Here is an 11,962-nt window from a genome sequence, read left to right as displayed (position 1 = left end):
GGGGTGGGCCGGCAGGTCCGGTCCACGGCGGACGCGAGGTGTTCGTCGAGCCGCAGAGTGGTCACATCAATCTCCGTCTGGGCAGGGGGGATCGCGCCGGCAGCGGTGACGGCGAAGGGCAGGGTGAGGTGGCCGGGCGGCCGGGCGTGGGCACGCGCGCGCACCCGCATCAAGCAAAGGGCACGACTCGGCTCTTCGCATCTTGAGAGGGCTCAACGTGACGGAGGACACCTTAGGCATCAGGCGGGTGGATATCGGGCGTCACCCGAACGGATGGATTGGCCGGACGGGCAGTGGGGCATTAGCGGCGTGCGCATCGTCGGGCTGCCGTGCGAAGCGCTCATGATCATGTGCCTGAAGGAGCGACATGCAGGTCTGGCCGGGCGAGCGCTACCCCCTCGGCGCCACCTACGACGGGATGGGCACCAATTTCGCGATCTTCTCCGAGATCGCCGAGAAGATCGAACTCTGCCTCTTCGACGAGTGGGACACCGGCGTCGAGCGCCGCATCGAGCTGCGCGAGGTCGACGCGTACGTCTGGCACGCCTACCTGCCCGGCATCGAGCCGGGCCAGCGGTACGGCTACCGCGTCCACGGGCCGTGGGACCCGGCCAACGGGCTGCGCTGCAACCCGCACAAGCTGCTGCTCGACCCGTACGCCAAGGCCGTCGACGGCGAGGTCACCTGGGACCCGGCCGTCTACGACTACGAGGTGGGCGGCGACCCGGACCGGACGAACACCGCCGACTCGGCCCCGTACGTCCCGAAGTCGGTGGTGGTCAACCCCTACTTCGACTGGGGCAACGACCGGCCACCGCGCATCCCGTACCACCACTCAGTGATCTACGAGGCGCACGTGCGCGGGCTGACCATGCGCCACCCGGACATCCCGGAGGAACTGCGCGGCACGTACGCGGCCATCGCCTCGCCCGTCATGATCGACTATTTCAAGCGGCTCGGGGTGACCGCCGTCGAGCTGATGCCGGTGCACGAGTTCGTCCACGACCACCGCCTGACCGACCTGGGGCTGCGCAACTACTGGGGCTACAACACCATCGGCTTCTTCGCCCCGCACCACGGCTACTCCGCCCTGGGCCGCCTCGGTCAGCAGGTGCAGGAGTTCCGCGGCATGGTCCGGGCTCTGCACGCCGCCGGCATCGAGGTCATCCTCGACGTGGTCTACAACCACACCGCCGAGGGCAACCACCTCGGCCCGACGCTGAGCTTCAAGGGCATCGACACCCCCAGCTACTACCGGCTCTCCGAATCCGACCGGCGCTGCTTCGTCGACTACACCGGCACCGGGAACAGCCTCAACGTCCGCAACCCGCACTCCCTGCAACTGATCATGGATTCGTTGCGGTACTGGGTCACCGAGATGCACGTCGACGGCTTCCGCTTCGACCTCGCCGCCACCCTGGCCCGTGAGTTCTACGAGGTGGACCGCCTCTCCACCTTCTTCGAGGTGGTCCAGCAGGACCCGGTGGTCAGCCAGGTCAAACTGATCGCCGAGCCGTGGGACGTCGGCCCCGGCGGCTACCAGGTGGGCAACTTCCCGCCGCAGTGGACCGAGTGGAACGGCAAGTACCGCGACACCGTGCGCGACTTCTGGCGCGGCGAGCCGGCCACCCTCGCCGAGTTCGCCTCCCGCATCTCCGGCTCCGCCGACCTCTACCAGGACGACGGCCGCCGCCCCTTCCACAGCATCAACTTCGTCACCTGCCACGACGGGTTCACCCTGCACGACCTGGTGTCGTACAACGACAAGCACAACGAGGCCAACGGCGAGTCCAACCGCGACGGCGAGAGCCACAACCGGTCCTGGAACTGCGGCGTCGAGGGCGACACCGACGATCCCGCCGTACGCGCCCTGCGGGCCCGGCAACGACGCAACTTCCTGGCCACCCTGATGCTCTCCCAGGGCGTACCGATGATCGGCCACGGCGACGAGCTGGGCCGCACCCAGCACGGCAACAACAACGCCTACTGCCAGGACAGCGAACTGGCCTGGGTCGACTGGGAACACGCCGAGGCCGACCTGCTCGACTTCGTCCGCCGGCTCACCGCGTTCCGCAACTCCCACCAGGTGTTCCGCCGCCGCCGCTTCTTCACCGGCCTGCCCGTCGGCGGCCGGGCCGCCGACTCCGGCCTGCCCGACCTGGCCTGGTACACCCCCGACGGCCGGGAGATGACCGGCGAGGACTGGGGCAACGACTTCGGCCGCGCGGTGGCCCTGTTCGTCAACGGCGACGGCATCCGCGAGCGCGGCCAGTACGGCCAGCGCCACCGGGACAGCTCCTTCCTGCTGCTGTTCAACGCCCACGACGCCGCCCTGGACTTCACCCTGCCCGGCGAGGAGTTCGGGCAGCGCTGGGAGCTGACCATCAACACCGCGGACCCGGACCCGGAGAAGACGACGGTGGTCGAGGCCGGCGCCGCGCTGACCGTCCCCGACCGCTGCCTGGTGGTGCTGGAGAGGACGAGTTGATGCCATCCGCCCCCCGGGTCGGGTCGACCTACCGGGTGCAGATCCGCCCCGGTTTCGACCTGGACGCCACCGCCGGCCTCACCGACTGGCTGGCCGACCTCGGCGTCACCCACCTCTACAGCGCGCCGCTGCTCGCCGCCACTCCCGGCAGTCAGCACGGCTACGACGTGGTCGACCACCAAACGGTCAACCCCGAACTCGGGGGCGAGGCCGCCCGGCAACGCCTCGTCCGGGCGCTGCGCGCCGCCGGGCTCGGCCTGGTCGTGGACATCGTGCCCAACCACGCCGGGGTGGCCCAGCCGGCCGCCAACCCGGCCTGGTGGGACGTGCTGCGCCGGGGCCGGGACTCGGCGTACGCGGCCTGGTTCGACATCGACTGGGACCGCGGCCGGCTGCTGCTGCCGGTGCTCGCCGACGACCCCGCCGCCCTCGACGACCTGACCATCGTCGACGGGGAGCTGCGCTACCACGAACACCGGTTCCCGATCGCCGACGGCACCGGCGCGGGCACCGCGCGCCAGGTCCACGACCGGCAGCACTACGAGCTGGTCAACTGGCGGCGCGGCGACACCGACCTGACGTACCGCCGGTTCTTCGCCGTCTCCGACCTGGCCGGCCTGCGGGTCGAGGACCCGGCGGTCTTCGACGCCACCCACGTCGAGATCCTGCGCTGGGTCACCGCCGGTGACGTCGACGGCATCCGCGTCGACCACCCCGACGGCCTGCGCGACCCCGCCGGCTACCTGGCCCGGCTGCGCGCCGCCGCCCCCCACTGCTGGCTGATCGTGGAGAAGATCCTCGAGTACGGCGAGGAACTGCCCGACTGGCCGGTCGACGGCACCACCGGGTACGACGCCCTCGCCGCCGTCTGCGGGCTCTTCGTCGACAGCGACGCCGAGGACGACGTCACCACCCTCGACGGCCGGCTCACCGGCCGGCACACCTCCTGGCCCGACCTCGTCCACGACACCAAACGGCAGGCCGCCACCCGGCTGCTCGCCGCCGAACTGACCCGGCTCGCCGCCCTCGCCTGCGAACTGGACCGCGAAGCCACCCGGGACGCCCTCGCCGAGCTGGCCGCCTGCTTCCCGGTCTACCGGGGTTACCCGCCCGAGGGTGCCCGGCACCTGGCCGCCGCCCGCGCCGAGGCGGGCCGCCGCCGCCCCGACCTCGCCGCCACCCTGGACGCGGTCACCGCCCGCCTGCGTGACCCGGGCCACGAGCTGGCCGCCCGCTTCCCGCAACTGACCGGCGCGGTGATGGCCAAGGGGGTCGAGGACACCGCCTACTACCGGTGGAGCCGGTTCGTCGCGCTCAACGAGGTCGGCGGCTCCCCGGCCCACTTCGGGGTGCCGCCGGCGGAGTTCCACCGCTTCGCCGCCGCCCGGCAGGCCCGCTGGCCGGCCAGCATGACCACCCTGTCCACCCACGACACCAAGCGCGGCGAGGACGTCCGGGCCCGGCTCGCCGTGCTGTCCGAGCTGCCCGGCCGCTGGGCCGAGACCGTCAGCCGGTGGATGTCCCGCGCGCCACTGGCCGACCCGGCGCTGGCCCACCTGCTCTGGCAGAGCACCGTCGGTGTCTGGCCGATCGACCGGCGGCGCCTGCACGCGTACGCCGAGAAGGCCGCCCGGGAGGCGTGCACCTCGACCAGCTGGGCCGACCCCGACCCCGCCTTCGAGCACCAACTGCACGCCCTGGTGGACCGGATGTACGACGACCCGGAACTGCACGCCGAGATCGGCGCGTTCGTCGACGAGATCACCCCCGCCGGTTGGTCCAACTCGCTCGGCCAGAAGCTCGTGCAGCTCGCCATGCCCGGGGTGCCGGACACCTACCAGGGCACCGAGCTGTGGGAGAACTCCCTGGTCGACCCGGACAACCGCCGCCCGGTCGACTTCGCCGTACGCCGGGGGTTGCTGGCCCGCCTCGACGCCGGCTGGCGGCCCGCGGTGGCCGCCGACGGCGCGGCGAAGCTGCTGGTGGTGTCGCGGACGCTGCGGCTGCGCCGCGACCACCCGGAACTGTTCACCGGCTACCGGCCGGTGCCGGCCCACGGGCCGGCCGCCGCGCACGCCGTCGCCTTCGACCGGGGCGGCGCGATCGCCGTGGCCACCCGGCTGCCGCTGCGGCTGGCCCGGGACGGCGGATGGCGCGGAACCCGGCTGCCGATTTCCGGAAACACTGTTACCGACCTGTTCACCGGTCGCGCCTACAGTGGGTCTGAGCTGCTGATTGATGATGTGCTCGACACCTATCCCGTCGCCCTGCTGGCTCCCAGCGACTCCGTGGAGGACGCCGCATGACCGAGTTCACGGTGTGGGCGCCCGAGGCCGCCCGGGTCCGGCTGCGGCTGCCGGGCCACACCGACCGCGAGATGCGCCCCGGCCCGCAGGGCTGGTGGCGGGTCGAGGTGCCCGGGGCCGGCCCCGGCACCGACTACGCGTTCCTGCTCGACGACGACGACCGCCCGCTGCCCGACCCCCGCTCGGCCTGGCAGCCGGACGGGGTGCACGGGCCCAGCCGGCTCTACGACCACTCGGCGTTCGCCTGGACCGACCAGGGCTGGACCGGCCGGCAACTGCCCGGCAGCGTCCTCTACGAGCTGCACGTCGGCACCTTCACCCCGGAAGGCACGTTCGACGCGGCGATCGCCCGCCTCGACCACCTGGTCGACCTCGGCGTCGACATGATCGAACTGCTGCCGGTCAACGCCTTCAACGGCGAACACAACTGGGGCTACGACGGCGTCTGCTGGTACGCCCCGCACCAGCCCTACGGCGGGCCGGACGGACTCAAACGCTTCGTCGACGCCGCCCACGCCAAGGGACTGGGGGTGATCCTCGACGTCGTCTACAACCATTTCGGGCCCTCCGGGGCCTACGCGCCGATGTTCGCGCCGTACCTCACCGAGCAGAGCAACACCTGGGGTCGCACCGTCAACCTCGACGGCCCGCACTCCGACGGCGTCCGCCGCTACATCACCGACTCGGTGCTGATGTGGCTGCGTGACTACCACGTCGACGGGCTGCGGCTCGACGCCGTGCACGCCATGCCCGACAGCCGCGCCACGCACTTGCTGGAGCAGGTCGCGGCCGAGGTGGAGGCGCTCTCCACGCACCTGGGCCGGCCGCTGTCACTGATCGCCGAGAGCGACCTCAACGATCCCAAACTGATCAGCCCGCGCGAGGCCGGCGGGTACGGCCTGCACGCCCAGTGGAACGACGACGCCCACCACGCCCTGCACAGCCTGCTCACCGGCGAACGGCAGGGCTACTACGCCGACTTCGGCTCACTGGAATGCCTCACCGAGGTGCTCACCGGCGCGTTCTTCCACGCCGGCACCCACTCCAGCTTCCGCAACCGGGTACACGGGCGGCCGGTGGACCGGCAGCGCACGCCGGGGCACCGCTTCGTGGCGTACCTGCAGAACCACGACCAGATCGGCAACCGGGCCACCGGTGACCGGATCTCCGCCACCCTCTCGCCCGCGCTGCTGCGGGTCGGGGCGGTGCTGCTGATGACCGCGCCGTTCACCCCGATGCTGTTCATGGGGGAGGAGTGGGCCGCCAGCACACCGTGGCAGTTCTTCACCAGCCACCCCGAGCCCGAGCTGGCGGTCGCCGTCCGCGACGGGCGCAAGCGGGAGTTCGCCGCGCACGGGTGGGCCACGGCGGACGTGCCCGACCCCCAGGATTCGCAGACCTTCGTACGTTCCCGGCTCGACTGGGCGGAGCTGAACAAGCCCGAGCACCGGGAGATGTACGAGTTCCACCGCCGGCTGATCGCGCTGCGCAAGAGCCGGGCGGACCTGTCGGACCCCCGGCTGGACCGGGTGGAGGTGCGGCACGGGGACCGCTTCCTGGTGATGCGGCGCGGAGACTGCCTGGTGGTGGCGAACCTGGCGACCCGGGCACAGGGAATCTCGCTGCCGGGGACGGTGCGGAGGGTGCTGCTGGCCACCGGGGAGGGCGTGACGGTGATGCGCGACCGGGTGCAGCTGCCGGGGGAGACGGCGGCCATCGTGGCACTGTGACCCGCTCGGCGAGGTGCGGCCGGGGCGACACCCGGCAGCGCCGACGGCGGACAAGGCCCGCACTCCTTCCCGCCGCCGCCCTCGCCTGGGAAGGCCCTCGCGCGTCTGGGCAGGAAGGCGGGCCGCGGGGCCTGACGCCGCGCCGTCGGGCCGTGGGTGGAACACCGGGTACGCGCGCACACCGGCCTGTCGGTGCCGTCCGTCGGACGAGCATTCCTCGGTTATGCGTCGCGTCGTGGACGCATCTTTCGGGATCAATGGCGAGCGATATATATTGTTAAGCCATTAGTCCGCATTCCTGATTATGCGTGACATTTCCTCACGTTGTCGGGATTTCTTCGCGGCGAATGCTCAGCCCGGGAGGCCACAGTGCAGACAGTCATTCGCAAAAAGGCGACCCGAAGGGCTGTGCTCGTCGCGGCTGTCGCTGTTGTCGTCGCCGTGTCCGCTGCTCATCCGTCTGGTGCCGCCTCGACATTGATCGGCGGCGCCGCCGATCAGAGTGGGCTCGTCGGCGCCGGCGGGCAGGGGGGCACCGTGGACGGGGGAGCGTTGGTGCGGAACGCCGGCGAAGCGGCGCGGCTGATCAGGTTGCGGACTCGCACCTTTGATCCGATGACGCCGGACGGGCAGCGAACCCGACCACAGCATCCGCTGCAGGCCACGCGCGGCGCAGCGTACCTCGTGCAGTTCGTGGCAGCGCCGCACGACCGCGAGCGGGACGCACTGCGCCGGCTCGGTGCGCGGATCGGCGCCTATCTTCCTGATGCCACGTACGTCGTGCGGATGAGCGGGGGGATCCGTCGGCAGGTGCAGCGGTTGCCGTTCGTGCGATGGGTGGGCCCATACGATCCGGGTGACAAGGTCGAGCGTGCAATGGTGCCGGGCTCGACCCACCGGTACGTCGTCACGCTGGTCGAACGTGACGCCGCCGACCAGCGCGCGGTGGTCCAGCGGATCGCTGCCCTGGGCGGCGTCGTGCACGGCGCGTCGGCGAGCCGTCGGATGATCGAGGCGACGCTCACCCCCGAGCAGGTGGTCGCCGTGGCGCATCTGGCTGCGGTGCTGGCTCTGGATGTGTCGACGACGCCGGACGTCGACATGGACAACGCGCGGGCTGCGGGCGGCGCGAACGCCATCGAGGCCGCGTGGGGGTACGCGGGTCAGGGCGTGCGGGGTGAGGTGATGGACGTGGGGCTACGGACCACGCACCAGGAATTCGCCGCGAAACCGCCGATCATCCACGCCGGGAATACGACGAATGTCACGCACGGCACCTCCACGTACGGGCAGATCTTCGCCTCCGGAGTCGACGCGACCGCGCGTGGCTTGCTGCCGGAGGGGCAGGGCATCTTCGCCGCCAACTCTCTGGTGGCCGACCGGTGGGCGCACACCGCGCAACTCGTCGACCCGGCGGGACCGTATCGTGCGGTGTTCCAGTCCAACAGTTGGGGCAGTGCGCTGACCTACAGCTACAACGCCACGTCGGCGGCGATGGACGACATCGTGTTCGACCACGACATCCTGATCTGCCAGTCGCAGGGGAACACCGGCAACCGCAGCGGTCGGCCGCAGGCCTGGGCGAAGAACGTGGTCTCGGTGGGTGGCGCGTTCCACTACGACACGCTGTCGCGCGCCGACGACGCGTGGAACGGCGGGGCGGGCATCGGCCCGGCGGCCGACGGGCGGATCAAGCCGGATCTGGTGAACTACTACGACGCGGTCCACACCACCGCGGGCACCAGCGACACCGCGTACACCGCGACGTTCACCGGCACCAGCGCCAGTGCGCCGATCACCTGCGGTTACGCCGGGCTGGTGTTCCAGATGTGGGCCGACGGTGTCTTCGAGGGCGGCCCCGGGCTGGACCGCGACGTGTTCGCCTCACGGCCGCACGCGTCCACCGCCAAGGCGCTCTTGATCAACTCTGCGGATCAGTACCCGTTCACGGGGACGACGCACGACCTGACCCGGATGCACCAGGGCTGGGGTACGACCAGCGTCGCCAACCTGTACGAGCAGGCGCAGGCCAACAACTGGGCATTGCCCGTCCTCGTCAACGAGACCGCGCTGCTGCAGACCAGCCAGACCGCGACGTACACGCTGACCAGTGACGGCACCACGCCGCTGCGGGCAACGATGGTGTACACCGACCCGATGGGGTCGCCGTCGGCGGCGCGGGCCCGCGTCAACGACCTGACGTTGAAGGTGACCGCCCCCGACGGCACCACCGTCTACTGGGGAAACAACGGGCTGACTGCCGGGAACTGGTCCACCGCCGGGGGTGTGGCCAACACGATCGACACGGTGGAGAACGTGTTCGTTGAGGCTCCGGCGGCCGGGACCTGGACTGTCCAGGTCGTCGCCAGCGAGGTCAACGCCGACGGGCACGTGGAGACCCCGGCGACCGACGCCGACTTCGCCCTGGTCGTCACCGGCTGAATACGACCCGGCGCGCCGGGAGGGCCGCACGACCGCCAGCCCGCTGTCCATATACTGCACTCATGAGAAGTTTCGCGGCGCTTGTCGGCTTTGTCCTCCTAGCGAGTGCGGCGCCGCTCGCCACGCCACCCCCACCGGCGGCGGGTGCCACCTTCGCCATCGCGCAGGCCCCGGTGGGGGCGCTGACGATCACCGTGCCGGCCATGGCCAGCCTTGGTGGCGGCCCGCCCGGCAGCGCGATCAGCCGACAGATGGGCACGGTCACCGTCCGCGACACCCGCTCGGCCAGCCCGAACACCTGGGCCGTCACCGTCACCGCAACCGCGTTCACCACCGGCGCCGGCACGCCCGCGCAGACCATTCCCACCACCCGGGTGTCCTACTGGTCCGGACCCGCCACCCGTGCCAGCGGCGGCGGCAGTCTCGCCCCCGGGCAACCCACCAGCGCGCAGGCGCAGACGTTGACCGCCCCGAGGACCGCCTTCCGCAAGATCTCCGGCAATGCCCCGAACCGGGTCAGCTGGCAGCCCACCTTGGTGATCTCCATCCCGACCGGCGTGGCCACCGGTCTCTACTCCGGGAGGGTCACCCACTCCGTCTCCTAGCGCATATATCCCGTTTATCTTCTTTCGTCCTGATTGTCGTGTTACAAGGTTCCCATGAAGAAGCTCATTCCCGCCTTGTGCCTCACCGCGGTAGCCGCCACCGCCACCGCCACTGCCACCGCCTCGCCGGCGTCGGCTCAGCCGTCCGCAGACACCACCGTCACGTTCACCGTGGCCACCGCGAATCTGAACATTGAGGTGCCGGCTTCGGTCAACCTCGGTTCGGCGTTCCCCGGCCAGACCTTGACCGGACAAATGGGCACCGTGACCGTCCGCGACGAGCGTGCGGCCGCGAGCGCCACCTGGACCGCCTCGGTCGTCGCCACCCAGTTCGACACCGGCAGCGACGACCCGACCCAGATCATCCAGCCGCAACTGGTGGAGTACTGGTCCGGCCCGGCCACCGCCACGACCGGCACCGGCACGTTCGTGCCCGGCCAGCCCACCCGCGCCGACCGGGTCGCCCTCGGCGTACCCCGCACCGCGTTCTCCAAGACGTCCGGCTCGGGTAACAACACGGCCAGCTGGAACCCGAACCTGGAGATCAGCATCCCGCCGAGCGCCGTGGGCGGTCTCTACAGCGGGACGGTGACCCATTCTGTGTCCTAAGCGCAGCGCGCTCGCGGCACTCGCCCTCGCCGCCGCCGTCCTGGCGCCGGCGGGGGCGAACGCCGACGGCCGCCGGTCAACCCCGTCACCCGTACCGCCGGGGCCGAGCGTCGGCGTCAGCGTCCGGCTGCTGGACGCGCCAGTGAGCCGCCGCGACGACCCCCGCGCGCACCACTACATCGTCGACCACGTCAACCCCGGCACGACGATCCGCCGCCGCATCATCGTGCAGAACGCCGCCACCATCCGGCGGCAGATCGCCGTGTACCCGGCCGCCGCCACCATCAACAAGGACCAGTGGGAGGTGGCTCCCGACCGGACCCCCAACGAACTGTCCAGCTGGATCAGAGTGGACCACGACCGGCTCAACCTGCCCCACGAACAGGAAGCAACCGTTCTGGTCACCATCGCGGTGCCCGAGAAGGCCTCCGCCGGGGAGCGTTACGCCGTCGTCTGGGCCGAAACCGCCAGCCGCGGTAAAGGTACGGTCCGCCATGTCGGCCGCGTCGGCATCCGCATCTACCTGTCCGTCGGCCCCGGCGGCGAACCCGCCTCCAACTTCACCATCAGCGACCTCACCGGCACCCGCACCGGCGACGGCACCGCCATGCTCACCGCGCAGGTACGCAACACCGGCAAACGCGCCCTCGACCTCGACGGCACACTCACCCTCACCGACGGACCCGACGGGCTGTCCACCGGCCCGTTCAAGGTCGAAGCCCCCACTCTCGCCCTCGACGCCACCACCACCGTCCACGTCCCCATCGGCCAACAGGTGCCAGACGGCCCATGGACCGCCCACCTCGAACTCGGCAGCGGCTGGACCCGACACACCGCCACCGGCAGAGTCACCTTCACACCACCAGGCACCGCGCCACCCACGCCCACCGACAACAGCAAAACCATCCTCATCGGCGGGCTGGCCGCCTCCGGACTCGTGCTCACACTCCTGCTCGGCTACACCACCCGCCAACGCCTACGCGCCCGCCAACCACTGTTTCGATAGCCATGGCAGCCCGCCCAGCTCACGTTTGTCGACACGGACCCGAACCCCTCGACAGCCTCGCCCACGTCTGCGGCAACGCCGCGGATGGCGTAGCGTCGTACGCCACCGCAGAAGCCCGTACTCCCGGTGTTCGGCGGACCGGGTGGGAAGGAGCGCTCCGGCGTGCCACACAGTCACGAACAAGCGGTCTTGGACCGGATCCGTCAGGGTCTCATCTACACCGAGTCGGAGGCGTCGTTCCAGGCTCCACAGCGACGTACCGATCTCATCTTCGAGTACAACCACACCCCGCCCGGTGACGCCGACAAGCGAAGGTCACTGCTCGCCGCGATCCTCGGGTCGGTCGGAGAACGCACCGTACTGCTCCCGCCGTTCCACGCCGGATTCGGCAGCAACGTCCACATCGGTGACGACTTCTTCGGCAACGTCAATCTCACGTTCGTCGACGACGTGGACATCCGCATCGGTGACGGCGTCATGATCGCCCCCAGCGTGACGCTCACGACCACGGGACACCCGGTTCATCCCGCGCGTCGGATCGACTACGCGCGGTTCTCGGAACCCATCGTGATCGAGGACAAGGTCTGGATCGGCAGCAACGCCGTCGTCCTACCCGGCGTCCGGATCGGGTACGGATCCGTCATCGGCGCGGGCAGCGTCGTCAGTCGCGATGTCCCTCCGATGGTCGTCGCCGTCGGCACGCCCTGCCGGGTGCTGCGACCCATCACCGAAGACGATCTGACGACACGGACCGCAGCCCTCGGCTGAAACCGCCC

The 11,962-nt window shown here is 70.7% G+C and carries 8 protein-coding genes; all 8 read left to right on the top strand.

The annotated features are described in order from the left end of the window. Positions 1-367 precede the first annotated feature (367 nt). The 8 genes from glgX to E1182_RS24630 all read left to right on the top strand — a co-directional run bounded on the left by glgX (position 368) and on the right by E1182_RS24630 (position 11,954). Positions 368-2,488 carry a glycogen debranching protein GlgX gene (glgX, locus tag E1182_RS24665; protein ID WP_132269491.1) on the top strand — a complete coding sequence of 707 codons (2,121 nt, stop codon included), beginning with the start codon at positions 368-370 and terminating at the stop codon, positions 2,486-2,488. Then, positions 2,488-4,794: a malto-oligosyltrehalose synthase gene (treY, locus tag E1182_RS24660; protein WP_132269488.1), complete on the top strand. Its 2,307-nt coding sequence runs from the start codon at positions 2,488-2,490 to the stop codon at positions 4,792-4,794. The genes glgX and treY overlap by 1 nt, the downstream gene beginning before the upstream one ends. Further along, a complete protein-coding gene (gene treZ, locus E1182_RS24655) occupies positions 4,791-6,524 on the top strand; it encodes a malto-oligosyltrehalose trehalohydrolase (protein ID WP_132269485.1) in 1,734 nt (577 codons plus the stop codon). The genes treY and treZ overlap by 4 nt, the downstream gene beginning before the upstream one ends. 684 nt (positions 6,525-7,208) lie before the next feature. Further along, positions 7,209-8,966, top strand: a complete 1,758-nt coding sequence (locus E1182_RS24650) for a S8 family serine peptidase (protein WP_243706402.1) — start codon at positions 7,209-7,211, stop codon at positions 8,964-8,966. A 62-nt stretch (positions 8,967-9,028) separates the two neighbouring features. Beyond that, positions 9,029-9,571 carry a hypothetical protein gene (locus tag E1182_RS24645; protein ID WP_132269481.1) on the top strand — a complete coding sequence of 181 codons (543 nt, stop codon included), beginning with the start codon at positions 9,029-9,031 and terminating at the stop codon, positions 9,569-9,571. Positions 9,572-9,625: 54 nt separating this feature from the next. Next, the gene (locus tag E1182_RS24640) at positions 9,626-10,180 is read left to right on the top strand and encodes a hypothetical protein (RefSeq protein WP_132269479.1); all 555 of its coding nucleotides are present in this window, start codon (positions 9,626-9,628) and stop codon (positions 10,178-10,180) included. Positions 10,181-10,322: 142 nt separating this feature from the next. Next, positions 10,323-11,186, top strand: a complete 864-nt coding sequence (locus E1182_RS24635) for a hypothetical protein (RefSeq protein WP_132269477.1) — start codon at positions 10,323-10,325, stop codon at positions 11,184-11,186. A 189-nt stretch (positions 11,187-11,375) separates the two neighbouring features. Further along, positions 11,376-11,954 carry a sugar O-acetyltransferase gene (locus tag E1182_RS24630; protein ID WP_243706401.1) on the top strand — a complete coding sequence of 193 codons (579 nt, stop codon included), beginning with the start codon at positions 11,376-11,378 and terminating at the stop codon, positions 11,952-11,954. Positions 11,955-11,962 lie beyond the last annotated feature (8 nt).

It is taken from the genome of Micromonospora sp. KC721, from assembly GCF_004348355.1.
Classification (GTDB): domain Bacteria; phylum Actinomycetota; class Actinomycetes; order Mycobacteriales; family Micromonosporaceae; genus Micromonospora.
The sequence above is the reverse complement of the archived record's forward strand: the minus strand, read 5'-3'. Positions and strand labels throughout refer to the sequence as shown.